General features: G+C 67.9%; 23 protein-coding genes. 12 read left to right on the top strand and 11 right to left on the bottom strand.

Going from position 1 to position 24,070, the window contains the following annotated elements; genetic code table 11:
- Positions 1-25: 25 nt before the first annotated feature.
- Together IEY58_RS23725 and fusA are read right to left on the bottom strand one after the other, a co-directional pair.
- Positions 26-526 carry a GNAT family N-acetyltransferase gene (locus IEY58_RS23725; RefSeq protein ID WP_189050423.1) on the bottom strand — a complete coding sequence of 167 codons (501 nt, stop codon included), beginning with the start codon at positions 524-526 and terminating at the stop codon, positions 26-28.
- Between the two features lie 142 nt (positions 527-668).
- Positions 669-2,792 (bottom strand): elongation factor G, encoded by a 2,124-nt coding sequence (fusA, locus tag IEY58_RS23720; RefSeq protein WP_189050421.1) that lies wholly within the window; start codon positions 2,790-2,792, stop codon positions 669-671.
- Positions 2,793-3,352: 560 nt separating this feature from the next.
- Here fusA and IEY58_RS23715 point away from each other — a divergent pair.
- Together IEY58_RS23715 and IEY58_RS23710 are read left to right on the top strand one after the other, a co-directional pair.
- Positions 3,353-4,237 (top strand): GNAT family N-acetyltransferase, encoded by an 885-nt coding sequence (locus IEY58_RS23715; RefSeq protein WP_189050419.1) that lies wholly within the window; start codon positions 3,353-3,355, stop codon positions 4,235-4,237.
- Between the two features lie 103 nt (positions 4,238-4,340).
- Entirely contained in the window at positions 4,341-5,180 is an 840-nt protein-coding gene (locus IEY58_RS23710; protein ID WP_308422450.1) for an aldo/keto reductase, read from the top strand.
- Positions 5,181-5,211: 31 nt separating this feature from the next.
- Here IEY58_RS23710 and IEY58_RS23705 read toward each other — a convergent pair whose 3' ends face one another.
- Together IEY58_RS23705 and IEY58_RS23700 are read right to left on the bottom strand one after the other, a co-directional pair.
- Entirely contained in the window at positions 5,212-5,418 is a 207-nt protein-coding gene (locus IEY58_RS23705; protein ID WP_189050417.1) for a cold-shock protein, read from the bottom strand.
- A 207-nt stretch (positions 5,419-5,625) separates the two neighbouring features.
- Complete coding sequence (locus IEY58_RS23700; RefSeq protein WP_189050415.1) at positions 5,626-6,363, bottom strand: SDR family oxidoreductase; 738 nt, start codon at positions 6,361-6,363, stop codon at positions 5,626-5,628.
- Between the two features lie 124 nt (positions 6,364-6,487).
- Between IEY58_RS23700 and IEY58_RS23695 the strand changes: the two genes are divergently transcribed.
- The 3 genes from IEY58_RS23695 to IEY58_RS23685 all read left to right on the top strand — a co-directional run bounded on the left by IEY58_RS23695 (position 6,488) and on the right by IEY58_RS23685 (position 9,669).
- Positions 6,488-7,414 (top strand): LysR family transcriptional regulator, encoded by a 927-nt coding sequence (locus tag IEY58_RS23695; RefSeq protein WP_189050413.1) that lies wholly within the window; start codon positions 6,488-6,490, stop codon positions 7,412-7,414.
- Between the two features lie 83 nt (positions 7,415-7,497).
- Positions 7,498-8,886 carry a methyl-accepting chemotaxis protein gene (locus IEY58_RS23690; protein ID WP_189050411.1) on the top strand — a complete coding sequence of 463 codons (1,389 nt, stop codon included), beginning with the start codon at positions 7,498-7,500 and terminating at the stop codon, positions 8,884-8,886.
- A gap of 21 nt (positions 8,887-8,907) precedes the next feature.
- The gene (locus IEY58_RS23685) at positions 8,908-9,669 is read left to right on the top strand and encodes an HpcH/HpaI aldolase family protein (RefSeq protein ID WP_189050409.1); all 762 of its coding nucleotides are present in this window, start codon (positions 8,908-8,910) and stop codon (positions 9,667-9,669) included.
- Between the two features lie 37 nt (positions 9,670-9,706).
- Here IEY58_RS23685 and IEY58_RS23680 read toward each other — a convergent pair whose 3' ends face one another.
- Complete coding sequence (locus tag IEY58_RS23680; protein WP_189050407.1) at positions 9,707-10,612, bottom strand: LysR substrate-binding domain-containing protein; 906 nt, start codon at positions 10,610-10,612, stop codon at positions 9,707-9,709.
- 198 nt (positions 10,613-10,810) lie between these two features.
- Between IEY58_RS23680 and IEY58_RS23675 the strand changes: the two genes are divergently transcribed.
- Positions 10,811-13,546: an ATP-binding protein gene (locus tag IEY58_RS23675; RefSeq protein ID WP_189050405.1), complete on the top strand. Its 2,736-nt coding sequence runs from the start codon at positions 10,811-10,813 to the stop codon at positions 13,544-13,546.
- Between the two features lie 161 nt (positions 13,547-13,707).
- Positions 13,708-14,109: an Hpt domain-containing protein gene (locus IEY58_RS23670; protein WP_189050403.1), complete on the top strand. Its 402-nt coding sequence runs from the start codon at positions 13,708-13,710 to the stop codon at positions 14,107-14,109.
- Here IEY58_RS23670 and IEY58_RS23665 read toward each other — a convergent pair.
- The 3 genes from IEY58_RS23665 to IEY58_RS23655 all read right to left on the bottom strand — a co-directional run bounded on the left by IEY58_RS23665 (position 14,106) and on the right by IEY58_RS23655 (position 18,523).
- Positions 14,106-14,504: a response regulator gene (locus tag IEY58_RS23665; protein WP_189050401.1), complete on the bottom strand. Its 399-nt coding sequence runs from the start codon at positions 14,502-14,504 to the stop codon at positions 14,106-14,108. The genes IEY58_RS23670 and IEY58_RS23665 overlap by 4 nt on opposite strands.
- 9 nt (positions 14,505-14,513) lie before the next feature.
- Positions 14,514-18,011: an ATP-binding protein gene (locus IEY58_RS23660; protein WP_189050399.1), complete on the bottom strand. Its 3,498-nt coding sequence runs from the start codon at positions 18,009-18,011 to the stop codon at positions 14,514-14,516.
- Positions 18,012-18,118: 107 nt separating this feature from the next.
- Positions 18,119-18,523: an RNHCP domain-containing protein gene (locus tag IEY58_RS23655; RefSeq protein WP_229743910.1), complete on the bottom strand. Its 405-nt coding sequence runs from the start codon at positions 18,521-18,523 to the stop codon at positions 18,119-18,121.
- Positions 18,524-18,583: 60 nt separating this feature from the next.
- Here IEY58_RS23655 and IEY58_RS23650 point away from each other — a divergent pair, with 60 nt between their 5' ends.
- Positions 18,584-18,988, top strand: coding sequence for a hypothetical protein (locus IEY58_RS23650; RefSeq protein ID WP_189050397.1), 405 nt, complete (start codon positions 18,584-18,586; stop codon positions 18,986-18,988).
- Here the strand turns inward: IEY58_RS23650 and IEY58_RS34680 are convergent.
- Complete coding sequence (locus IEY58_RS34680) at positions 18,981-19,112, bottom strand: hypothetical protein (RefSeq protein WP_268237593.1); 132 nt, start codon at positions 19,110-19,112, stop codon at positions 18,981-18,983. The two genes, IEY58_RS23650 and IEY58_RS34680, sit on opposite strands and share 8 nt — an antisense overlap.
- A gap of 235 nt (positions 19,113-19,347) precedes the next feature.
- On the opposite strand from IEY58_RS34680, the gene IEY58_RS23645 reads away from it, so the two are divergent.
- The 4 genes from IEY58_RS23645 (at position 19,348) to IEY58_RS23630 (ending at position 22,331) form a co-directional block, all read left to right on the top strand.
- Entirely contained in the window at positions 19,348-19,770 is a 423-nt protein-coding gene (locus IEY58_RS23645) for a rubrerythrin family protein (protein ID WP_189050395.1), read from the top strand.
- Between the two features lie 91 nt (positions 19,771-19,861).
- Positions 19,862-21,202 (top strand): heterodisulfide reductase-related iron-sulfur binding cluster, encoded by a 1,341-nt coding sequence (locus IEY58_RS23640; RefSeq protein ID WP_189050393.1) that lies wholly within the window; start codon positions 19,862-19,864, stop codon positions 21,200-21,202.
- 13 nt (positions 21,203-21,215) lie between these two features.
- On the top strand, positions 21,216-21,809 hold the full coding sequence (locus IEY58_RS23635; protein ID WP_189050391.1) for a DUF3501 family protein: 594 nt from the start codon (positions 21,216-21,218) through the stop codon (positions 21,807-21,809).
- A gap of 12 nt (positions 21,810-21,821) precedes the next feature.
- Positions 21,822-22,331: an AAA family ATPase gene (locus IEY58_RS23630; RefSeq protein WP_189050389.1), complete on the top strand. Its 510-nt coding sequence runs from the start codon at positions 21,822-21,824 to the stop codon at positions 22,329-22,331.
- On the opposite strand, the gene IEY58_RS23625 is transcribed toward IEY58_RS23630, so the two are convergent.
- Together IEY58_RS23625 and IEY58_RS23620 are read right to left on the bottom strand one after the other, a co-directional pair.
- Positions 22,299-22,940, bottom strand: a complete 642-nt coding sequence (locus IEY58_RS23625; protein WP_189050387.1) for a hypothetical protein — start codon at positions 22,938-22,940, stop codon at positions 22,299-22,301. The two genes, IEY58_RS23630 and IEY58_RS23625, sit on opposite strands and share 33 nt — an antisense overlap.
- Positions 22,941-23,093: 153 nt before the next feature.
- Entirely contained in the window at positions 23,094-24,062 is a 969-nt protein-coding gene (locus IEY58_RS23620) for a pyridoxamine 5'-phosphate oxidase family protein (protein WP_189050385.1), read from the bottom strand.
- Positions 24,063-24,070: the final 8 nt, after the last annotated feature.

Raw genomic sequence — 24,070 nt, 5'->3', positions numbered from 1 at the left:
GGCGTTCCTTACGAAGCGTGGGGCCTTACGAAGCGTCGGGCTGGCTCCGATACTCGTCCTCCAGCATCGACATGATGACGAGGCTGTGGAACCCGTCCAGTTTCAGCGCCGCGTCGCGCATGGTGCCTTCCTCGACGAAGCCCAGGTCGCGATAGACATGGCGTGCCCGGTGGTTCTCGGCGAACACGTCGAGCCAGAGGCGGTGGGCGCCCAGATCGATGAAGGCATGGCGCATGGCGAGCCGCATCAGCGGCTTGCCGTAGCCCTGGCCAGGCTCGGTGACCGCGATGCGCATCAGGTTGATCGCCCGGTCGGTCGACAGCACGTGCTGGAAGATGACGAAGCCGACGGTCGTATCCGCTGCTTCGGCGATCAGATAGGCAAAGTCGCGGTTTTCGAGTGCGGCCGCATGCCGTTCGTGCCGCCAGGGACGTATGAACTTGGCGATCGAGCCACGCGACTCGATGCTGATGATCGCTTCGATATCGCCGGCGAGGGCAGGGCGCAAAACGAGGTCCGCGGTCAAGGAAAGCTCCGGCTGGGGGCGCGTCGACGCGGCAGAATAGGGCGGTCGCCCCCGTTTTGCGTCATGGAAAAGCAAAAAATTAAATGAAAAGGGCGGCGGAGTTGCCTCCGCCGCCCTGATCCGACAGCCGTTTCGTCTAGGTTTACGCGGCCTTCGACGACACGATCTCGTCCGCGACGTTGCGCGGCACCGGGTCGTAGTGGCTGAACTCCATGGTGAAGGTCGCACGACCCGAGGTCATGGAGCGCAGGTCGCCGATGTAGCCGAACATCTCCGACAGCGGCACGTGGGCCTCGACGGCGAGGTTCATGCCGCGGTCGATCTGGCCGAGGATCATGCCGCGGCGACGGTTCAAGTCGCCGATGACGTCGCCCAGATGCGACTCCGGCGTCACGACCTCGACCTTCATCACCGGCTCGAGCAGGATCGGGCTCGCCTTGCGGATCGCCTCGCGGAAGCAGGCGCGGGCCGCGATTTCGAACGCGATCGCCGACGAGTCGACGTCATGGTACTTGCCGTCGATGAGCGAGACCGAGAAGTCCACCGTCGGGAAGCCGGCGAGCACGCCTTCTTCCTTCTGCATCTCGAAGCCGTACTCGACCGCCGGGATGAATTCGCGCGGGATCGAGCCGCCGACGATCTTGTCCTCGAACACGAAGCCCTCGCCGCGCTCGCGCGGGGCGATCTTGACCTTGACTTCGGCGTACTGGCCCGAGCCGCCGGTCTGCTTCTTGTGCGTGTAGATGTGCTCGACGGCGCTGGTGATCGTCTCGCGGTATGCCACCTGCGGCCGGCCGACGTTGGCTTCGACGCCGTACTCGGTGCGGATGCGATCGATGGTGATCTCGAGATGCAGCTCGCCCATGCCGCGCAGGATGGTCTGGCCCGATTCCTTGTCGAGCTCGAGGCGCAGCGAGGGGTCCGCGCGGACCATCTTGCCGAGCGCCTGGCCGAGCTTCTCCTGGTCGCCCTTGGTCTTCGCCTCGACCGAGACGGAGATGACGGGATCCGGGAACTTCATGCGCTCCAGGATGACCGGGTTGTTCGCATCGCACAGCGTGTCACCGGTCTCGGTCTCGGCGAGCGAGACGAAGGCAATGATGTCGCCGGCACGGGTCTCTTCGATCGGGTTCGTGTCCTTCGCGAACACCTCGACCATGCGGCCGATGCGCTCCTTCTTGCCGCGCGTCGAGTTCAGGAGCGTCATGCCCTTCTGGGCGACACCCGAATAGACGCGGGCGAAGGTCAAGGCGCCGAACTGGTTGTTGATGACCTTGAACGCGAGCGCCGCGAACGGCTCGTCGTCCGAGCAGGAGCGCTCGCCGGTCACATTGCCGTCCTCGTCGACGGTCGAGATCGCCTTGACGTCGGTCGGCGCCGGCAGATAGGCGATGACCGCGTCCAGCATCTGCTGCACGCCCTTGTTCTTGAAGGACGAGCCGCACAGCACTGGGGTGAAGGCGCCCAACACGGTGCCGCGGCGGATGCACTTGTTGAGCGTCTCGGCCGACGGCTCCTCGCCCGACTCGAGATAGGCTTCCATGGCCGCGTCGTCCTGCTCGAGCGCGCTGTCGAGCAGCTCGGTCCGGTACTTGGCCGCGTCGTTCAGGATGTCGATGTCTTCCTTGACGACGATGTTGAGGCGCTTGGCGATCGCGGCCGGGTCGACCTCGGCCACCTCCCACTCGGCATCCTTCTCGTCCGAGTGCCAGATGAGCGCCTTGTTCTGGACCAGGTCGATCATGCCGCGGAAATTGTCTTCCGAGCCGATCGGAATCTGCGTGACCAGGGGCTTGGCACCGAGGCGCGTCTTGATCATGTCGATGCAGCGGCGGAAGTTCGCGCCCGAGCGGTCCATCTTGTTGACGTAGCACATGCGCGGCACGTGGTAGTTGTCAGCAAGGCGCCAGTTCGTCTCGGACTGCGGCTCGACGCCGGCAACGCCGTCGAACACGACGACCGCACCGTCCAGCACGCGGAGCGAACGGTTCACCTCGATGGTGAAGTCGACGTGGCCCGGGGTGTCGATGACGTTGATCTGGTGGTTCTTCCAGAACACGGTCACGGCCGCGGACTGGATGGTGATGCCGCGCTTCTGTTCCTGCTCCATGTAGTCGGTCGTCGCCGCACCGTCATGGACTTCGCCGATCTTATGGCTGCGACCCGTGTAGTAGAGAATGCGCTCGGTCGTCGTCGTCTTGCCGGCATCCACATGCGCGATGATGCCGATATTGCGCATGTTCTCGAGGGGCGTCTTGCGTGCCACGTCAGGCTCCTGGTCGATAGCGCGACCGAATTGGGTCGAAAGGAAACGTTGAAGACGGTGTCGGGCACGTTATGCTGAAGCCCGAACGGGTACGATGGAATCGGCCGATCGCCGGGAACGACGAAAGGACGCTGCCGCCACCCGGCACCGACGAGCGCGCAATACGACATAGCCGTGCTTGCGTGTCAAGGAATGGGGCGCGCCCTCGCTTCAACGCAGCCATGAGGCTTGTTCGGGTATCGTCATACTTTTAATTGAATCGAAACGGTTCTTCGACACACCTTCCGCAAGTCTCTGCGTTCCCGGAGCAATTTTTCGACGCCACGCGATTGCCGTTGAAGCGCCTTGCCTTGGCAGTCGAACTGTCATAAAAGCACGTTAAATATTTCCGCTATTCGGAGGGCGAGGGGTTTAACCTTTGCCTCGGGGGAACAACGGGGTTCAGCATTGGTGAAGCCGGGGTGTTACCCTATGAGGCGGAAGGTCGGACTTGCATCCGGCCTTGCGAAGGTGGGCGGCCCCTGGCGCTTGCCCCATGGAAATGGATGACAGGGATCGCAATGGTTGAAGCTGTCGCTCGGCACGGCCAGTCGACTGCCCCGGGAACGGGACACTCGGCCGCCGGAAGCGCCCCGCCGTCGATCTATGACGGCATCCGTCAGAACAACATCGAGGTCCGCATCGCCCGGACCGCGGCCGAGATCGCGGCTGCCCAGCGGCTGCGCTACAAGATCTTCTACGGCGAAATGAATGCGAGGCCGACCGCCGAGGTCGAGGCCGAGGGCCGGGACTTCGACAAGTTCGACGCCTATTGCGAGCATCTCCTGGTGCTCGACCATTCGGAGGGCCTGCCCGAGGGCGAGGTCATCGGCACCTACCGCCTGCTGCGCCGGACGCTCGCGGATCGGCATGACGGCTTCTATACCGCGACCGAGTTCGACATCGCGCCGCTCGTCGCCGTGCCGGGCGAGATCATGGAGCTGGGGCGCGCCTGCGTCGATGCGCGCTTCCGCAACCGGCCGACCATGCAGCTGCTGTGGCGCGGCATCGCGAGCTACGTGCAGTTCCACGACGTCAAGATCATGTTCGGCTGCGCGAGCCTGCCCGGCACCGATCCGGCAGCCCTCGCCCGGCCGCTCTCGTATCTGCACTACAACCACCTGGCGCCGGCCCAGATCCGGGCCCGCGCCCTGCCGGACCGGTTCGTGCCGACCGACATCCTGCCGTCGGGCGAGGTCGATGCCGAGGCGGCGGTTGCCGAACTCGATGCGCGGGCGACGATCGCGGCCCTGCCGCCGCTGATCAAGGGCTACCTGCGGCTCGGCGGCTTCATCGGCGACGGCGCCGTGATCGACCCGGAGTTCCAGACGACGGACGTCTGCATCATCGTCGTGACCGACATGATGGCGGAGAAGTACTTCAACCACTACATCCGCACCCCCTGACGGCATCCGTCATCGGGCGTTCCTCCAAGGGCGCGACTTCCATCCGGAGGTTGCGCCCTTATCTTGTGATCTGATGGAACGCCGAGCCGAAGGGGAGCCCAGGATGGTGGTGGACACGAAGCGGATTGAACTGGCACCGGGATTGTCTGTCCGGGCGATCGGCCAGGGCACCTGGCACATGGGCGAGCGGGCCGCGCGCAAGGATGACGAGGTGGCGGCCCTCAGGCTCGGCCTTGATCTGGGGCTCGACCTCATCGACACGGCAGAGATGTATGGCGACGGCGGCGCCGAGCAGGTCGTGGGCGAGGCGATCGCCGGCCGGCGCGACCAGGTGACGGTGGTCAGCAAGGTCTATCCGCACAACGCGACACGCCGGGGCACGATCGCCGCCTGCGAGCGCAGCCTGCGCCGGCTCGGCACCGACCGGATCGACGTCTATCTGCTGCATTGGCGCGGCTCGGTGCCGCTCGCCGAGACGGTCGAGGCGATGGAGGCGCTGGTCGCCGCCGGCAAGATCCGCCACTACGGCGTCAGCAATTTCGATGCCGGCGACATGGCCGAGTGGGTCGCGGCCGGCGGCCGGGCCGCGACCAACCAGGTGCTCTATAATCTCGGCCGACGCGGCGTCGAATGGGATCTCTTGCCCTGGTGCCGCGCCCAGGGCGTCTCGGTCATGGCCTATTCACCGATCGAGCAGGGCGATCTTGCGGCCAATCGCGAACTGCACCGGCTGGCGGACGAGCTTGGTGTCTCCGCGGCGATGCTCGCGCTCGCCTGGGTCCTGCGGCAGGGCAATGTGGCGGCAATTCCGAAGGCGGTCCGGCCGGAGCATGTCCGGCAGAACCGCGCGGCGCTGGATCTTGAGATTGAACCGGCGGCGCTGGCGGCGCTCGACCGCCTGTTTCCAGCGCCCAGGGGGCCCGAACCGCTCGCCATGATCTAGATCTGGTAGGCGGCTCGGGCGCGGTCGAGGCTCAGCCGACCTTCAGATTGACGGCCGAGGTGCGGCCGTTGGCGCCGCGCTCAAGCTCGAACTCGACGGTCTGGTTTTCCTTGAGGGTCGAGAGGCCGGCGCGCTCGACGGCCGAAATATGGACGAAGACGTCAGCCTTGCCATCGGACGGGGCGATAAAGCCATAGCCTTTGGTCGGGTTGAACCACTTTACGGTTCCAGTAGCCATGGTGAGGCTTCCTTTCAGAGTCGCCGCCGCATCGTCATGACGCGACGTTTGATGACGAATGGGTCGTTGTCGGAGTTGTCGTCAGCACGCGAACCTGGTCGGTGGCTACGTCGGGCAGTCCGGAACTAGCATCCGGCCTGACGATACACGCGCCGCACGGGTCGGCAAAACCAAAATCAGCCGGCCGTCCCGCGCGCCGGGAATGGGTCAGAGCGTGCTCATGCCGCCGTCGATGACGAGCTCGCTGCCGACCGTGAAGGCCGATTCGTCGGAGGCGAAGAACACGACGGCGCGGGCGATCTCGCTGACATCGCCGCGACGGCCGGCCGGAATCTGGCCGACCAGACCGGCGATATCGGCGTCGGTCATGCCGATCTTGCCGTGGAGCGGCGTCGCGATCGGGCCGGGGCTCACCGCATTGACGCGGATGCCGCGCGCGATGAGTTCGCCCGAGAGCGTGCGGGCGAGCGAGATGAGCGCCGCCTTGGTCAGCGCGTAGACGCTCGAATTCGGCATGCCGATATGCGCGTTGATCGACGTGTTGAGCACGATCGAAGCGGGCTTCGCGAACAGCGGCAGCAGCGCCTGGATCAGGAAGTAGGGGCCCTTGACGTTGACCGCGACCGAGCGGTCGAAGCCCGCCTCGTCCCAGGCCTCGACCGGGCGGAAATCGCCGATGCCGGCATTGACGAACAGGACGTCGAGCCCGCCGAACGCCTCGCGCACGGCCGCAGCCACCTTGTGCTGCTGAGCGACGTCGCCGGCGTCGGCCTGGATAGCGACGACATCGCCGCCGAGGGCCGCACGGGCCGCCTCGAGCGTCTGCGGGTTGGAGCCGGTGATCGCGACGCTGGCACCCTCGGCCAGAAACTGGCGGGCGGCTTCGAGGCCGATGCCGCTGGTGCCGCCGGTGACGAGTGCGCGCTTGCCCTTGAGACGTGACATGATGGAAGCCTTTCCAACTTGGCTGGACGCCGACGTTCGGCCGTCCGACCACCCAAACATGGCGTCCACGGCTCGTTCGGATTAGGCTGCAGTTCATGAAACTGCTTTCCGGGATTGCCGAACGATGAAGCTCGATGGCATCGCGGCCTTCGTGGCCGTCGCCGAGGCCCGCTCGATCAGCGAAGCCGCGCGGCGCCTCAGCCTGTCGAAATCGGTGGTGAGCGAGCGCCTGGCCGAGCTTGAGCGCAGCGTGGGTGCGAGCCTGCTGCACCGGACGACCCGCAAGCTGTCGCTGACCGAGGACGGCGCCGCCTTCCTCGAGCGGGCGGCCCGAATCCTGCGCGAGATCGAGGACGCGACGGCGGACTTGGCCCAGCGCCGCGGCACGCTCGCCGGCCCCTTGCGTCTCTCGGCGCCGGTGACGTTCGGCCGCATGCACCTCGGCCCGGCGCTCTATCCGTTTCTCGAGCGCCATTCGCAGATTGAGCTGACCCTGGACCTGGACGACCGGCGGGTCGATGCCGCTGCCGACGGCTACGACGCGGTGATCCGGCACGGGCCGATCGTCGATTCGCGCCTGATGGCCTGGCGGCTGGCACCCAGCCGCCGGGTGCTCGTCGCGTCCGCCGATTATCTTGCCCGTCATGGCACGCCCGAGACGGTCGCCGATCTGGAGCGGCACCGCGGCATCTTCTACACGAACCGCGGCGTCGCCGACTGGCGCTTCCGGCGTGAGGCGGACACCGTGATGGTGCGGGCGCGCGTGGGGCTCCGCGTCAACAACGGTGACGTGATGCGCGATGCGGCGATTGCCGGTCTCGGCATCGCGCTCATGCCGATGTTCATCGTCGGCGAAGCGATCGCGGCCGGCCAACTCGTGCCCATCGAGGTCGATGCGCCGAGCGAGGACGAGTTCGTCTTCATGGCCCATCCCGAAGGCCGCCGGACCTCGGCGAAACTGCGCGCGCTCGCCGACCATCTGCGTGCGACATTCGGCGCGCCGCCCTATTGGGAGCGTGCCGCCAGTAGCCTTTCCGATCCAATCGGGTAAGCTGCCGTTCGATCGGGCGCGGCCCGGTCGAACGAGCCGAGATCGCGACAAGCGACAGCAACTTCAGCAGGGCAGGGGCGCCGATGGACGGAGACAAGGACGGGGTGAAATTCATCCGCGATGTGGCCGATGCCGCCGGCGCCGTCGGGCTCGAGGTGGCGGACATCGCCGGCGTCGTCGACAGCGTGAGCGGCACCGTCGAGGCCCAGTCGCAGGCATTTGCCAGCCTGAACGAAGCCAACGGCGAGATGATCTCGGCGACACGCCAGATCGGCTCCGCGGTCGCGACCGCCGAGCAGGTGACGAAGAATTCGGCCGCGGAGATGACGGCGTCGCGCCGCGCCATGGAAAACGCCCAGTCCGCGATCGAGGCGCTCCTGGAGGCGATCGGCGCCATCAAGGCGGACGCCGGGGCCCTCGGCCAGTCGCTGGCCTCCGTCGGTCGCGTCGCTGGCGATATCGAGGCGATCGCGCGGCAGACCAATCTTCTGGCGTTGAACGCGACGATCGAGGCAGCGCGCGCGGGCGAGGCGGGCAAGGGCTTTGCCGTGGTCGCGACCGAGGTGAAGGCGCTCGCCAAGCGGACCAGCGAGGCGACCAATGTCATCGCCCAGACGCTGGCCGATCTCACGGCCAAGGCCAACCAGCTGCTGGAGAACGCCGCGCGCAGCATCGCCCGGGCCGAGGGCGTGCAGGGCGAGACCGGCACCATCGGCCACGTGATCCTGACCGTCGACCGGGCCTTCCGCGAGGTCGACGCCGAGACTGCCCGCATTGCCGAGGCGGCGGGCCAGATCGACCGCCGGGTCGGTCGGTTCGTCGAGGTGCTGGACGGGCTGGCCCATGGGGTGAAGGAGACGAGCGGCAGCCTGCAGCAAGCGCGCGAGCGGCTCAACAAGCTGGTCGGCATCTCCGAGAACCTGGTGGGTCTCACTGCGGCGAGCGGCATCGAGACGACCGACACGCCGTTCATCCGGGCGGCGCAGGAGGCGGCGGCCCAGGCGGCGGCTCTGTTCGAGGCGGCGATCCGCGACGGGCGCGTGACACTCTCCGACCTGTTCGACGATCGGTACCAGCCGATCGCCGGCTCCAATCCTGCCCAGCTCATGACGCGGTTCATCGCGCTGACCGACCGGGTGCTGCCCGACGTGCAGGAGCCGGTGCTGGGCCTCGACCCGCGCGTCGTGTTCTGCGCCGCGGTTGACCGCAACGGCTTCCTGCCGACGCATAACAGGAAATTCTCGCAGCCGCAGGGCAGCGATCCCGTGTGGAATGCGGCCCATTGCCGGAACCGGCGCCTGTTCAACGACCGGGTCGGCCTTGCCGCCGGGCGCAACACCAGGCCGTTCCTGCTGCAAACCTACCGCCGCGACATGGGTGGCGGCGTTTTCGCGCTGATGAAGGATGTCTCCGCCCCGATCATGGTCCAAGGCCGGCACTGGGGCGGCGTCCGGATCGGCTACAAGATCTGACGACAACGAGAGGACGGGTCGATGAGGGTTCCGGAAAATCGCTTCAAGCGGGCGCTGGCACAGGGCGAACGGCAGATCGGGCTGTGGAGCACGCTCGGCAGCGCCGCGGTGGCCGAGCTCATCGCCCATGCCGGGTACGACTGGGTGCTGATCGATACCGAGCATTCGCCGAACGAGCCGCCGGCTATCGCGGCACAGCTGCAGGCGATGCAAGGCGGCACCGCGTCGGCCGTGGTCCGCCCGGCCTGGAACGATCCGGTGCTGATCAAGCGCATCCTCGATCTGGGCGTGCAGAGCCTGCTCATTCCCTTCGTCGAGACGGCGGAGGCGGCGGAGCGGGCGGTGGCGGCGACGCGCTATCCACCCCACGGCATCCGCGGCGTGTCGACCGGCAGCCGGGCGGCAGGCTACGGCCGCATCAAGGACTACGTGACGACGGCGGGGGCCGAGATCTGTGTGCTGGTGCAGATCGAGACGATGAAGGGCGTCGAGAATATCGAGGCGATTGCCGCCGTGCCGGGCGTCGACGGCGTGTTCGTCGGGCCGGCCGATCTCTCCGCATCGCTGGGTCATCTGGGCAATCCGCAGAATCCCGAAGTCCAGGACACGATCGCCCGCGTGCTCGCCGCCTGCGAGCGCGCCGGCAAGCCGACCGGCTATCTGACGGGCAACGAGGCCGAAGCGCGCAAATGGCTCGACGCCGGCTTCCGCTTCGTCGCGGTCGGCACCGACAACGGCGTGCTGGTCAAGGCGGTCGACGAGCTCCGGGCGCGGTTCCGCTAGAGGCGGCGCAGGGTAGCGCGCGGCGGCAGTTGATCTGTCAATACGCGCTCGCGTCTGTCGCCAGGGCGTCGGAAAGCGCCTTGGCGAGACCGCGCAGTGCGTCGCCGCGGGGGAAGCTGCGGCGCCAGGTGAGGACGAGGGTGCGGCGCGGCTCCGGGTCCTCGAACCGGCGGTAGACCGCCATCGGGCCGAGGCCGAACGGCGGCTCAGTCGCGAGCGCCGGCACGAGGGCGAGCCCGATGCCGGCCATCACCATCTGCCGCAGGGTCTCGAGGCTCGCGGCCTGCACGTCGCTCTGGGCGCCGAGGCCGGACGTGCGGCAGAAGGCCATGGTCTGGTCGCGCAGGCAGTGCCCATCCTCGAGCAGCATGACCGACGCGGTCGAGAGCGCCTCGTGTCGAACGCGCGCGTTGGCGGCGAGCGGGTGGCCGGTGGGCAGCGCCAGCAGCATCCGCTCGTCGTAGAGCGGCTCCATGCGCAGATCCTCGGCCTCGACCGGCAGGGAGAGGATGGCGGCGTCGAGTGCCCCGTCGCGCAGGCGCTCGACCAGCTGGTCGGTCCGGTCCTCGCGCAGATGCAGCTTCAAGGCAGGCCAGTTCGCCTTGAGCAGCGGCAGGAGCCGCGGCATGAGATAGGGACCGACCGTCGGGATGACGCCGAGCTGGAACGGGCCGACGAGCGGGTCATGGGCGGCGCGCGCCAGTTCCTTCAGCCGCTCGACCGCGTCCAGCACGACCGCCGCCTGATGCAGCAGCGCCCGGCCGTTGAGCGTCGGCGTGGCGCCGCGCGGGCCGCGCTCGAACAGCTGCACGCCCAGCTCGTCCTCGAGCTTCGCGATCTGCGCGCTCAGCGTCGGCTGGCTTACGTTGCAACGCTCGGCGGCACGCCGGAAGTGCCCGTCGGCGGCCAGGCTGACGGCATAGGCGAGATCACGCAGGTTCATCGGGCCATCCGGTTGCTTGAAGAACGGGGGACATCCGTCGACGACCGACGGACACGCGGGACAAGATGTAATTTAGGGAAATCTGCTATGGTAGCGCTGACCCCGTGCGCCGGGGTCGCGTAGCATATTGGGTTCCAGCCCTCGGCCGTCACCTCCCGTCGGACGGCAGACGAGAGTGCCGCACCCCAGAGGAAGTTGTTGAGCCTCCTGACGCGTCTGTTCCTGCTGGTCGTTCTGGCCGTCTTGCCGGCTGTCGGCATCCAGGCCTACAACGAATACGACCTCAGGGCCTCGGTCCGGGCCGAGACCTATCGGCATGCCTTGACCTTGACGCGTTTCGCGGCCGCCGAGTCGGACCGTATCTTCGACGGCGTGCGCAACCTGCTGGTGGCGCTGACCAACGACGGGACGATCGTCGGCGGCGACCCGGCTGCCTGCAAGGCCTCGCTCGGCCGGCTGGTCGCCCAATATCCCGAGATCTCGACCTTTGCCGTGTTCGATCCGTCGGGCCGGCCGGTCTGCGCCGACCGGACGCTGCCGGACGGGCTCTCGATCGCCGAGGAGCCCTATTTCCAGACAGCACTGCGCAGCGGCGCCTTCGCCATCGGCGGCTATGACCTGAGCTTCGGCGCGCGGCCGGTGCTGCCGCTCGCGATCGCCTTCGACGGGGCGCCGGGGCGGCGCGGCGGCGTGCTCGTGGCCACGCTCAGTCTCGATTGGCTCAATGATTATTTCGCGGCGAAGGGGCTGGAGCCGGACGCCTCGATCTGCCTTGTCGATCGCAACGGCGTCTATCTCGTCCGCCTGCCGCGCCGGATGAGTGTCGGCGGCCGGGCGACGGCGTCCCTGCTCGCCATCCTGCAGGCGGGGCGCGAGACCACGACAGAATGGACGAGCAACGACGACCATATCGACCGCATCCTCGGCGTCGCCTCGCTCAAGACCGCGCCTAACGGCTTGTGGCTGAGCGTCGGCCTGCCGAAATCGGCCGCCTTCGCGACGCTCGACCGGGCGGCGCAGCGTGCGGGGCTGCTGGTGACGCTCGACATCGTCCTGGCGCTGCTGGCCGCCTGGCTCATCGGGCGGGTGCTGATCGGCCGGCCGATCGGCGCGCTGCTCGCGGCCGCGCGGCGCTGGAGCCGGGGCGAGTACCGGGTGCGGGTCGACCTGCCGGACCAGGCGTCCGACTTCGGCCGCCTGGGCGTCGCGTTCAACGATCTGGTCGAGGCGATCGACCGGCGCGAGCGGGAGCAATACGAGGCCGAAGCGGCGGTCCGCCGCAGCGAGGAGCGCTACCGCTCGCTCATCTCGGCCACGACGGCGATCGTCTGGACGTCGGATGCTCAGGGCCGCTTCACCGAGCCGCAGCCATCGTGGCAGGCGTTCACCGGCCAGGCCTGGCCGGCGCACGAGGGGTTGCGCTGGGCCGAGATGGTGCATCCCGAGGACCGGGCGACGCTGGTCGCCGACTTCCGCAGCTCGGTCGCGCGCGGCGTGGTGTTCGAGACGGTCGGCCGGCTCTGGCACGCGCCCAGCGCCTCGTGGCGCGACTTCGCGGCGCGCGCGGTGCCGGTGCGTGCCGCCGACGGCCATATCCGCGAATGGATCGGGGCCGCGACCGACGTCACCGAACGGCGCAAGGCGGAGGAGGCGCTGAAGCGCCTGACCGAGACGCTCGAGAGCCGCGTCGGCGAGCGCACCGCCGAGCTCGCCGAGGCGAACCGGCTGCTGTCGGCCGAGATCGTCGAGCGGCGCGAGGCCGAGGCCAAGCTCGAGCAGGTGCAGCGCATCGAGGCGATCGGCCAGCTGACGAGCGGCGTGGCACACGATTTCAACAATCTCCTGACCGCGATCCTCGGCAATCTCGAACTGGCGCAGATGCGCCTGCGCAACCATCCGGCCGCCCGCTCGCTCGAGACGGCAGCCCGGGCGGCCGAGCGCGGCGCCACGCTGGTGAGCCAGCTGCTGGCGTTCGCCCGCAAGCAGCGGCTCGAGCCGAAGCCGGTCGACATCAACCGGCTGGTCGATGGCTTGAGCGACCTCCTGGCCCGGTCCATTGGGCCGACCGTCACCGTCGAACGTGCGCTTGCCGTCGGGCTGTGGCCGGCCCTTGTCGATCCAAGCCAGATCGAGCTCGTGCTGCTGAACCTGGCGATCAATGCGCGCGACGCCATGTCGGTCGGTGGCCGCCTGTCGATCGAGACGCGCAACTTCACCCATCGCGGCGGCGGGTCGGCCGATCTCAAGAACGGCGACTATGTGGTCCTGACCGTGTCCGACACCGGGTGCGGCATGAGCGAGGAGGTGCGGGCCCGCGCCTTCGAGCCGTTCTTCACCACGAAGGAAGTGGGCAAGGGCAGCGGCCTTGGCCTCTCGATGGTCTACGGTGTCGTCCGGCAATCGGGCGGCGGCGTCGAGATCGACAGCGTCCTCGGCAAGGGCACGACGATCCGCGTCTATCTGCCACGCGCCGAGACGGTGCCGGAGGTGGTGACGGCCGAGCCGATCGTGCCCGACAAGAACGAACTTGCCGGTATCCGGTTGCTGCTGGTCGACGACGACCCGGCGGTGCGCGAGGTGACGGGGCTCATGCTGGGTGAGCTCGGCTGCGACGTGGTCGAGGCCGGCAGCGGCAGCGAGGCGCTGGCCCGGCTCGACGATGGGCTGGAGGTCGACATCGTTGCCGCGGACGTCGCCATGCCGGGCATGAACGGGCACGAGCTCGTGCGCCGGATCCGCAAGCGGCTGCCCGGTATCGCCGTGCTGCTGATCACCGGCTTCGCCGATCCGGCGCTGATCGACGAGAGCGACGGCGCGCTCGTCACGCTGCGCAAGCCGTTCCGGCGGGTCGATCTTGCGCTCGCGGTCGAGCGCGCGCTCGGGCGCGACCAGGGCGGCAACGTGCTGCCGTTCCGCCTGCCGGCCGGCACGTGAGCCCATGCAGCGGCTCATAAGCCTCTTGCCGCGCCGGCGGCATTCAACAAAACTTAATCGTCTGGATTGAATGTAATTCCCGGGTTTCTCGCGCGGGGTCGCCGGTGGCGCATGCGCACGCCGGCCGGCGGTCGCCGCAGGTTCGACAAGGAATGACCGCCATGACCGATGGGATTTTGGACCAGACGATCCTCGGCATTCTCGAGCAGCGGCTGGGACGCGAGCGGGTCGCGAAGGTGGTGGCAGCTCAGCTGACCCACGGCGTGGAGCAGCTCGCGACCCTGACGGCGTTGGAACAGGCGCCCGATCGGGCGCGGATCCGGGCAATCGCCCATCAGATCGCCGGCAGCAGCGGGTCGATCGGCCTCGTCCGTCTGGGCGAGACGGCGGGTGTTGTCGAGGCCGAGATTGCGGACCTGCCGGCCGACGCGCTCGGAGATGCAGTCCGCCGGCTGACAGACGTCATGCGAGCGTCGTTCGATCGGCTGATCGAGCTTTATCCGCAAGCGGCTCTGGCGGATCTCAAGTCTGACGATCTCAAGTCTGCCGAGCTCAAGTCCTAAGCGACGCCGTTGAGCCGGCGCGCCCAGACGGCGTGCAGCTGGTCCGCAAGCGTCACCGGATCGAACGGTTTCGCGATGACGTCGACCGCGCCCAGGTCGAGATAGCGCCGCTGCTCCTGGGGCTGGACCTTGGCAGTCATGAAGACGACCGGCGGTTGCGGCGTCAGCGGCAGGCGCCGCAGCGCTTCGAGCGTCGTCGGCCCGTCCATGTCGGGCATCATCACGTCGAGCAGGACCAGCTGCGGCTGGATATGGCCGATCCGATCCAGCGCCTCGCGACCCGAGGAGCAGACGGTGAGGTCGAACTCGCCGATGTCGATGAGCGCCATGGATGCGATTGTCTGAACGTCCGGATCGTCTTCGACCAGCAGGATGCGCTTCAGCGGTTCAGTCATGGCGTCTCGTCATCCACTCGCTGAGCGGGTGGTCGCAACCATCCGCCGGGACAGGGCCTGCTCGATCATCTGCGCCAGGCGATCGAGATTGGCCTGGGACTTTACCAGCACTGCCGCCATTTCGTCCCGGCGATCGGGATGCAGCTCCTGCGCCGAGAACAGGATGACGGAAGGCTTGGGACGATCAGTCAACACGTCCAGCGTGTCCAATAGTTCCAGCCCCGAGCCGTCCGGCAGGCCGACGTCGAGCAGGACGACGTCGAACTCGGCCTGCGCCAGCGCCCGGCGGGCTTCGGCAAGCGAGCCGACCGAGGTGAGGCTGGTGCCCGCCCCGAGCGTCGCCGCGACCAGGCCCGCGATGTCGGGGTCGTCTTCGACATGCAGCACGGCCGGCCGCTCGACTTCCTCGACGACCTGGTCGAGGGCGGCGATCAGCCGTTCGGGGATGACCGGCTTCTCGAGCCAGTCGGCGATGCCGAGCCGGTCGCGCCCGGCCTCGGGCCGGCCAGACACGACGACGACCGGCATGTCGGCGGTCGCCGGATCGGCCTTGATCTCGTGGAGCAGGGCGAGCCCGTCCCCGTCGGGCAGGCCGATGTCGAGCGTCATGGCGGCGAAGCCGCCCCGCCGCAGCCGGTCGCGAGCCTCGGCCGCCGACCGGGTCACGACCGGCTCGTAGCCGGCCCGTTCCAGGTGAAGGGCGAGGATGCGCCCGGCGTCTTCGTCGTCCTCGCACACCAGGACGCGTGGGCTTGGGGCGACATCCCACGGCTCGTCCGCTGTTGACGTATCGAGCCGTTCCGGCAGCTCGAACCAGAAGATCGAGCCGGCGCGAACCCGCGAGGAAAACCCGACAGTGCCGCCGTGGCGCTCGACGATCGACTTGACGATCGACAGGCCGAGGCCGGTGCCGCCCTTCTGCCGGCTGTCCGAGGCGTCGGCCTGGGCGAATTTCTGGAAGATCGTCGCCTTGAATGCGTCGGGGATGCCGCGGCCCTCGTCGATGACAGCCACTCTGACCCGGCCGTGGGCGCGCACGGTGTCGAGCGTCACGGTGCTGCCGGCGGGCGAGAATTTGATCGCGTTGGAGACAAGGTTGCCGACCACCTGCATCAGCCGATGGCGGTCGCCCCAGACGATCGCCTCGGGCATCGAGCGCGCGACCGTCAGCGTGACGTCGTATTGCTGGGCGAAATCGGCGGTCTCACGCGCCGCATCGTCGAGCAGCTCGACCAGGTCGACCGGCCCGAACTCGAAGACCAGCCTGCCGGCCTCGATGCGTTCCAGGTCGAGGATGTCGTTGATGAGGCGGACCAGCCGGTCGCAGTTCGAGCGCGCGATCGCGACCAGGCTTTGCGCCTTGTCGGGCAGCGCACCCGCCGTGCCTTTGGCCATGAGGGCGAGCGCGCCCGAGATCGAGGTGAGCGGAGTCCGGAGCTCGTGGCTCACGGTCGAGACGAACTCGTTCTTGAGACGCTCGATCGCCCGGCGCTCGCTGATGTCGCGGACTGAGACGACCCGCAGCGGCCGATCGTCGACGTCGGCGGCGGTGACGGCGAGCTCCATCGGGAAGCGCGAGCCGTCGGCCCGGATGCCTTCGAGCTCCCGCACGGTACCGAGCGCGAATTCGCCCTCTTCAGAGACCAATGAGGAGGGCTCTGCCAGCAGCAGGCGCATGTTCCGCTGTACGAGGCTGCCGGCCGGATGGCCGAACAGGCGTTCCGCCGCCCGGTTCATGGTCTCGATCGCGCCCGACGGATCGATCGTGAGGATGCCGTCCAGGACGCTGTCGTAGACCGCCGAGAGGCGTGCCTCGCGCTCGGCCAGGTGCGCGGCGGCGGCGAGCCGTTCGGCGACGCGGCTCAGCTGCTGGCCGACGAAACGGGCGACCGACAGGCCCTCTGCATCCGCCTCGAGCGGCCGGTCGGCGAAGCATTGCAGGATCAGCTCGATCCGGTCGCCGACCTTGACGGGAACGGCGAGCGCGGCGCCGAGGCCGCAGGTCTCGGCTGCCGCCCGCCGCAGGAAGCCGGGCAGCATACGGACGTCCGATACCCAAACCGGCGCGCCTTCGGCCACGACCCGGCCGGGCAGGCCGTCGCCTTCGCCGAACACGAGTTCCTGGGTCGCGGCTACGAAGGGCGCGAACCGTCGCGTGTCACCGAGCTGCCAGAGCTCGGTCGCGACATATTCGAAGCGCCCGTCCGGTGCGGTGATGATCCGGTGGGCATGGCCGACCGGCCAGCCGAGGAATGCGGTCAACCGTGCAAGCCCGAAGCGAACGGCAGCATCGAGGTCGCGGGCTTCATTCGCCGCCGCCGCGACCTCCTGCATCAGGTTGAGCGCTGCGGTGCGTTGCGCGATCCGGGCTTCGAGCGTGGCGTTGAGCTCTGCGAGGTCGCCGCGCTGGCGCTCCAGCGTCGCCGTCATGGTGTGGATCGAGCGGGCGAGGGAGGCGGTCTCGAAATAGCCGCTGGGCCGGGGCAGCGTCACGTCCGGCTCGCCCTTGCGGATGCGTTGCGCTGCCTCGCTGAGGCGTGTCAGCGGCCGGGCGAGCCGGTCGGCCAGCAGCCAGGCGATCCCGCCAGCCAGCAGCGCGGCGGCGAGACTGAGCCACAGCACGCGGCGCTGGATCGCCTGCGCCTCGGCAAAGGCGAGGCTGCGCGGCTGGCGGACCGTCACGCTCCAGCCGAGGCCCGGGAAGTCGGCGTGTGCCTCGGTGCCGACGCTGCTCGTCAGGTAGGGCGCGGCGTCCGGCCATGAAACGAGCGCGCTCTCGGGCTTTGCCGCGGGCGGAGCGAGACCCGGGAGCGCCAGCGGCTTGTCGAGAAACCCCTCGGGGCCCAGCAGAACGCGGCCGCCGCGATCCAGGATGAAGGCCTCGATGCCTTGCCGGCCGTCGTCGGCCGAGGCCAGCACGGTGCGCTGGAGCCGACGCGCCCATTGCCAGCTGAGATGAGCGCCCAGCACGCCGACGATCTGGCCCGACGGGTTCGCGACCGGGGCGGCCAGATCGATAAAGCGCATCGGTTCGCCCGAGGGGTTGGGCAGCAGTTGCTCGAGCAGCAGGGCGGCATGGACGTCGCCGATGAACGGCGCCTTGAGCCCCTCCGTGAACCAGGGCCTGCCTACGACCGACTGCCCCTCGAGCACGCCATTGGCCGAGGTCACGACCGTGCCGTCGAGACCGGCGAAGCCCAGCCAGGCATAGTCCGGATATGTCGCGAGCACGCGATCGAACCAGGCCCGCCGGATTGGCGTGTTGCCTTCAGCGAAGAGCGGCGACAGGGCCGCCCCGTTGCGGATGTCGCGGAACCGCTCGGCCAGGTCCTGATCGAGCTCGTTGCGAATGGTGACCGCCGCGGCCTCGAGACGCAGCCGGGCGTCATGTTCGGCGAGCGAACGGGCACCGTTGCCCACGACCAAGGCGACCAGCGCCACCGTCAGAAACGCGAGTCCGCCGAAGATCAGGACGATGGAGGTGCGGAGCTTGAGCGGTTTCAGCATGGGGCCCGGTCGATTCGCGCCCCAATTGGCGCTGGCCCGGTCTTAGCTGCAGAAACTTAAGTGATCCTTGGCAATGGGCCGGGGCAATGGGCGGTCGGCGGCGGCGCTCAGCGGCCGCGCACGCGCTGGCCGGCGGTCTCGCCGGCGAGACGGATGAGCGCCGCCATGTCGTCGTCCTTCGCCAGCTGGTTGCGCCGCTCGAAGCCGCAGGTCTCGCAGCGGTGGAGGATCATCGTGCGGCCGCGCACCGTCTCGTGCCCGACAGGCCGCATGGCGCCGCCGCATTCGGCCGCCCGGTCACCCGGGTTGACGTCGACGTGCCGGCTCCACAGGCAGGCGGGACAATGGTTGGTGAAGCCGTTGCCGCTGACCGCCCGGCCGCAGTGCAGGCAGACGAAATCCTCGATTCGGCGCTGGAAGCGCTTCTCCATGACCAGTCCGGCGAACGCTTGTGGAACGAACTGGAAAGAATGAACGAGCAGCCGGGCGAGGGCAAAGCGAATCCTCAGCACGCTTGTCGGCCATGCATCGCTCAGCCTAGACTCGCCGAGGGGTTAGCGCGGGGAACGGCAATGCCAATCGAAATGCGGGTGATGCTCTACAATGACCAGGAGGTCGTCGCGGCATTGGCGAGCTTCTACCGGAAACTGGGCCGGCCGCTCACGGTCGGCCAGATCGCCCGCTACACGGTCCACAACGAGGACAAGATCACCGTGTCGCTCGCGGTCGAGACCATCGACGGCGAGATCGTCGAGCACGACATTTCCGAGGCTGACCTGGCGGCTGCGATCATCATGCAGGCGATCGGCGCCAAGATCCCGCTGCCGGCCGAAGCGGACAAGCGGATCGTGGTGATCGAGAATCAGATCACCCTTGTCATCCACAAGCGACGCGGCAAGCCGGATTCGGGCCGGGTTCCCGGCCCGCGCGCGCGCCCTGGCGCGCGGGCCGAGGATGCTGCGCGCGAGGCTAGATGAGGCTGATGATGAGCGACACGACGACGGCGGCGACCGCGACATAGGCGATCAGCCGCTGCGTCGCCGCCTCGAGATTGGGCCCGAGAATGGTCGCGAGGCGATCATCGGTATCTTGGGGTGACAAGGTTCGTCTCTCCCGGCGGCAAGTCCCTGATGCAACGCATTTGACGGTCCTGCTCGCCCTCGGTCAAGGGCTGCCCGGAGCTGCTGGCCCGACGTCTTTGAAATGACATTTTAGAATCATTCCAAGCCGGGTTGACGGGCTGTCGACGGCTGATACATGATTTGCCAAGGCGTTAGGGCAGCACGCCCGCGCCGCCGTGATCAACCCTCGTGATCCACTCCTGGGGAGGCACTTGATGAGCAAACTTGCGGGTAGCAAGACCGAAGACAATCTGAAGGAAGCGTTCGCGGGCGAAAGCCAAGCCAATCGTCGCTATCTCTATTTCGCGCAGAAGGCCGACGTCGAAGGCTTCAACGATGTCGCCGCCGTGTTCCGCTCGACCGCCGAGGGCGAGACCGGCCATGCGCACGGCCATCTTGAGTTCCTCGAGGCCGTCGGTGACCCGGCGACCGGCAAGCCGATCGGCTCGACCGACAAGAATCTGGTCGCCGCCATCGCCGGTGAGACCCACGAATACACCGATATGTATCCGGGCATGGCGCGCACCGCGCGCGAAGAAGGCTTCGACGAGATCGCCGACTGGTTCGAGACGCTCGCCAAGGCCGAGCGTTCGCATGCCGGCCGGTTCCAGAAGGCGCTCGATTCCCTGAACGCCTGACCCTGTACAGGGCCGGCGGGCCTGCCCGCCGGCTTTTCTTTCCGATCCGATCCCGTTCGAACGGAACCTTCAGGAAGAGGGAGCACGGCCTATGGCCGAAGGCAGTCTGGAAGCGCCGGTTCGCCATCCGCTCGATTGGCAGAACCCCGAATTTTACGACATGGCGGCGATCGAGAAGGAGATGCATCGCATCTTCGACATCTGCCATGGCTGCCGCCGCTGCTTCAACCTGTGCGACTCCTTTCCGCGCCTGTTCGATCTCGCGGACAATTCGCCGACGGGCGAGCTCGATGCGGTCGATCCCAAGGATTACAAGCCCGTCGTCGACGCCTGTACCTTGTGCGACCTGTGCTTCATGACGAAGTGCCCCTATGTGCCGCCGCACGAGTTCAACCTCGACTTCCCGCATCTGATGCTGCGTTACCGCGCCGCCGAATTCGCCCAGGGCAAGACGGACAAGGTCGCCCAGGCGCTGACGCACACGGACCGCAACGGCAAGCTCGGCTCGCTCGTGGCGCCCATCGCCAACTGGGCAACAGACCGGAACAATGCCGTGACCCGGCCGATGCTGCAGGCGATGGCCGGCGTCGCCCGTGAGGCGGAACTGCCGAAATACGCGGTCCAGACCTTTCAGCAGCAGGCGCTCGACGCGCCCAAGGTCAACCGGAATGCTCCCGGCTTCGGGCGCAAGGCCGTGCTCTATGCGACCTGCTTCGTCGAGTTCCATGATCCCGGCATCGGCCTCGCCGCGCGCGCCATCCTCGCGCACAACGGCGTCGAGACGGAGGTGGCATATCCGGCGTGCTGCGGCATGCCACAGCTCGAGGCCGGCAACATCGCCGATGTGGCGGAGCGCGCGCGCACCGTGTCGCAGGCCTTGAAGCGCTATATCGACGAGGGCTACGAGGTGATCGCGCTCGTACCGTCCTGCGCGCTCATGCTGAAGTTCGAGTGGCCGCTCATCCTGCCCGACGACCCCGACGTGAAGCGCTTGGCCGAGCATACGAGCGACATCAGCGAATATATTGTGGCGATCGCCAAGAAGGAGGGGCTGGCGCCCGGCCTTGCAGCACTGCCTGGCGGCGTCACCGTCCATATCGCCTGCCATGCCCGTGCCCAGAACATGGGGCAGAAGGCGAGTGAGCTCCTGCGCCTCATCCCCGATACCAAGATCGACGTGGTCGAGCGCTGCTCCGGCCACGGCGGTTCGTGGGGCGTGATGGAGGGCAATTTCGAGGTGGCGCTCAAGGTCGGCCGGCCGGTTGCGCGCTCGGCCATCAACAACGAGAACCCGTTCGTCGCGTCGGAATGCCCGCTCGCGGCACCCCACATCCTGCAAGGGATCGAAAAGCTGGCCGGTGACGCGCCGCTGCCGACCCACGCCCATCCGGTCGAACTGTTCGCGCGCGCCTACGGCCTCGTCGCCGGCTGAAGAGGAATTGCTTATGACGATCCAACCGAGGCGCCGCATCGAGCGCGCCGACATCCTCGACCGTGCCGATTATCTGCCGATCCGCAAGGAGCAGCGCGCGCGCATGGCCGCGCTGAAGCAGAACCGCCGCGTCGAGGTCGGGCCGTTCGCGACCTTCTATTTCGAGAACTGGGACACGATCCGGCACCAGATCCTGGAGATGCTCTATATCGAGAACGGCGGCGAGACGCAGATCGCCGACGAGATCGAGGCCTACGGGCCGCTCGTGCCTGCCGGTGGCGAGCTGGTCGCGACCGTGATGTTCGAGATCGACGACCCGGTCCGGCGGACGACCCAGCTTAACCGGATCGGCGGCATCGAGCATAAGACCTTCCTCCAGGCGGGCGGCGAGCAGCTTCGCGGCATTCCCGATCCCGATCGCGAGAACACCTCGCCCGAGGGCAAGGCTTCCTCGGTGCAATTCTTCCATTTCCCGCTGTCGCCGGCGGCGATCGACGCCTTCCGCACGCCCGGCGCCCAGATCCTCCTGGGCTTCGACCACCCGAACTACGGCCATATCGCGCTGGTGCCGGAAGCGGTCCGCGCGACGCTGGCGGCGGATCTTTGATCCCGTGATCTGATGCTGATCGTCTTTGGCGGGCTGCCCGGCACCGGCAAGACGACACTGGCCCGCGCCATCGCGGTGGAGCGCCAGGCGACATACCTGCGGGTCGACACGATCGAGCAGGCGCTGCGCGATTCGGGAATGTTGGCGGTGGACGTTGGCCCGGCAGGCTATCTCGCCGCCTACGCCCTCGCTGAGGAAAATCTGCGTCTCGGCCGGGTCGTGGTGGTGGATGCGGTCAATCCGCTCGCGATCACGCGCCAAGCTTGGCGACGGGTCGCTGAACGCACGGATGCGGCGATGATCGAGATCGAGGTGATCTGCTCCGACCGCGTGGAGCACCGTCGGCGGGTCGAGACGCGGACGACCGACATCTCAGGGTTGGTCACGCCAACCTGGCAGCAAGTGCTCGCCCGAAAGTACGAGGCTTGGGAGCCGGTGCCGTTTGTCCTCGACACCGCCGGCTGCTTGCCCGCGGTCTCGCTCGACCGGTTACGATCGCGGATCGCCGAGACGGCTGCCTAGCAGACGGTTCGGCACATTGCCGACCGGGTGTCGGCCGCATCCGAGGATGAGCAGCAGGCAAGCGGCCGTGACGAACGCCAGGGCCGAGCGCCGGAAGCGATCGCCGCGCTCGGCCGACAGGCGCGCCTGCTCGATCGCGGCATTGCCGTCGTCGAGCGCGTGGCCGAACGAGGCGAGAGCGGCCGCGGCCTCGCCGCCGAGCGACGCCGCGACGGTGCGGGCCCGGTGAGCCGCGTCCTGATCGTTCGAGCGGATCTCGAAGCGCAGCTCGGTCCAGGCCGCCCGATAGCGGGCGAGCGTCGCCAGCGTCTCGCCCAGCATCGTCGCCTCGTCGGCCGACGCGACCATCTCGCGGAGCGCGATCATATCGCTGCCGAGCGCCGCGCGGGCTTGGCTGAACGCGTCGTCCGGCGCGCCGATCCGCGCGCGCAACGCGTCCAGATCGTCGGTTGCTCGGAGCGCCGTCTCGTGACGTAGCGCCGGATCGGCTGCCGCCGGTCCGCGCGGCATCTCGATGCTGCCCATCAGCCACAGCAGCGTTCCCGCGCCGAGCAGGACAGCAGCCGTCCGGCCGGCGTGGTCGAGGAGGGAAGAGAACGGATGCGGCATTCGGGCAATCTTTCTCGGGCCAGGCTCTCAAGGGCCTGCTTCATGACAGAAAGATTGCGGCGTCAAACCTTATTCGGTCATTAAAAAAATTGCTGAAATCGGTGATTTTGCAGTGCAAAAATATCAGCTTGAACGCGTGGCTGCACCCGTTTGTTACCAGATGCCTGTCCGCTCCAGCACCGGCGAATAGTTCGGCGCCGACCAGCGGAACGGCAGGGCGCCGGGCAGCCGGACCACGCGCGTGACATTGAAGCGCGTGAGCCGCTCGGCCCCCTGGAAGCGCTCGACCTCGGGCCCATCCCAAATCATCTCGCCGGTCGCGGCCAGGTAGAGCAGATCCCCGGTTGCGAAATCGGGGAACAACAGGCCGGTGCGCGGCTCGACGAGCAGGTTGCCGAGCGTGTTGAACAGGAAATTGCCGACGAAGTCCGGCACGGTCAGCCGATTGCCATCGACCCGGACGAAGCCGGGCTTGCCGCCGCGGTGCGACACGTCGGCCCCGCCGGCGAAGCCTGCCTCCGCGGCCGTGTGTGCGGTCGCGAGGAAGAACGTGTCGGCTGAGGCGATGAGCGCGCGATCCCGCTCGCTCAATTCGGCAGCGACCTCAGGCGGTGCGACCGATCCCGGCTCGACCGGTTCCGGCAAGCGGGCCTGGATGTATTTCGGGCAATTGCCGAAGCTCTGCCAGACCGCGACGGTGAAGCCGTCCGGAGCGAGCGCCGTCACCACGCCGTTCGCCCGGTTGCGCCGGCGCGTCGGCAGTTCGATGCCGAGGAGGCCGATGGGGGCCTCGGTCTCCAGGCCGTCGGCGGCCGGATCACCCGGCAGCGGCCGGGCGCCGATCGTAAGCGTCCGGTCGTCGGGTGTTGCGACGAAGCCGGGCCGGCCGGTGAGGATCGTGGCCCAGGGTTGCCCCGTCCGGTCGACCGTGCCCGCGACCAGGAACGGCAGCTGGGCGAAGAAGAGGCGGTGCTGCTCCGGCATGAAGGAGCGGATGGCGCGGCGTCCGTGCGGCGCCATCTTGTCCGCGACGCCCGCGCGCCGCTGGATCGCGATCTCGCCGGCATGGAACGGCGATTCGGCCCGTCCCCAGCCGTCAAGCGGCACGAATGACTCGGACATGGGTGATC

Origin of the sequence: Aliidongia dinghuensis, assembly GCF_014643535.1 — a bacterium.
Lineage (GTDB): Bacteria > Pseudomonadota > Alphaproteobacteria > ATCC43930 > CGMCC-115725 > Aliidongia > Aliidongia dinghuensis.
Note: the sequence above shows the minus strand (reverse complement) of the source record. Positions and strands in the feature narration are given on the sequence as shown.

Bases quoted from the DNA above. Each gene is read 5' to 3' on its own strand.
- IEY58_RS23700 (WP_189050415.1), bottom strand. From the start codon at position 6,363: ATGTCACGTCTCAAGGGCAAGCGCGCACTCGTCACCGGCGGCACCAGC.
- IEY58_RS23685 (WP_189050409.1), top strand. From the start codon at position 8,908: ATGAGGGTTCCGGAAAATCGCTTCAAGCGGGCGCTGGCACAGGGCGAA.
- IEY58_RS23630 (WP_189050389.1), top strand. From the start codon at position 21,822: ATGCTGATCGTCTTTGGCGGGCTGCCCGGCACCGGCAAGACGACACTG.
- IEY58_RS23620 (WP_189050385.1), bottom strand. From the start codon at position 24,062: ATGTCCGAGTCATTCGTGCCGCTTGACGGCTGGGGACGGGCCGAATCG.
- IEY58_RS23665 (WP_189050401.1), bottom strand. From the start codon at position 14,504: ATGACTGAACCGCTGAAGCGCATCCTGCTGGTCGAAGACGATCCGGAC.
- IEY58_RS23650 (WP_189050397.1), top strand. From the start codon at position 18,584: ATGCCAATCGAAATGCGGGTGATGCTCTACAATGACCAGGAGGTCGTC.
- IEY58_RS23670 (WP_189050403.1), top strand. From the start codon at position 13,708: ATGACCGATGGGATTTTGGACCAGACGATCCTCGGCATTCTCGAGCAG.
- IEY58_RS23690 (WP_189050411.1), top strand. From the start codon at position 7,498: ATGGACGGAGACAAGGACGGGGTGAAATTCATCCGCGATGTGGCCGAT.
- IEY58_RS23705 (WP_189050417.1), bottom strand. From the start codon at position 5,418: ATGGCTACTGGAACCGTAAAGTGGTTCAACCCGACCAAAGGCTATGGC.
- IEY58_RS23695 (WP_189050413.1), top strand. From the start codon at position 6,488: ATGAAGCTCGATGGCATCGCGGCCTTCGTGGCCGTCGCCGAGGCCCGC.
- IEY58_RS23715 (WP_189050419.1), top strand. From the start codon at position 3,353: ATGGTTGAAGCTGTCGCTCGGCACGGCCAGTCGACTGCCCCGGGAACG.
- IEY58_RS23640 (WP_189050393.1), top strand. From the start codon at position 19,862: ATGGCCGAAGGCAGTCTGGAAGCGCCGGTTCGCCATCCGCTCGATTGG.
- IEY58_RS23645 (WP_189050395.1), top strand. From the start codon at position 19,348: ATGAGCAAACTTGCGGGTAGCAAGACCGAAGACAATCTGAAGGAAGCG.
- IEY58_RS23625 (WP_189050387.1), bottom strand. From the start codon at position 22,940: ATGCCGCATCCGTTCTCTTCCCTCCTCGACCACGCCGGCCGGACGGCT.
- IEY58_RS23680 (WP_189050407.1), bottom strand. From the start codon at position 10,612: ATGAACCTGCGTGATCTCGCCTATGCCGTCAGCCTGGCCGCCGACGGG.
- IEY58_RS23635 (WP_189050391.1), top strand. From the start codon at position 21,216: ATGACGATCCAACCGAGGCGCCGCATCGAGCGCGCCGACATCCTCGAC.
- IEY58_RS23710 (WP_308422450.1), top strand. From the start codon at position 4,341: ATGGTGGTGGACACGAAGCGGATTGAACTGGCACCGGGATTGTCTGTC.
- IEY58_RS23660 (WP_189050399.1), bottom strand. From the start codon at position 18,011: ATGCTGAAACCGCTCAAGCTCCGCACCTCCATCGTCCTGATCTTCGGC.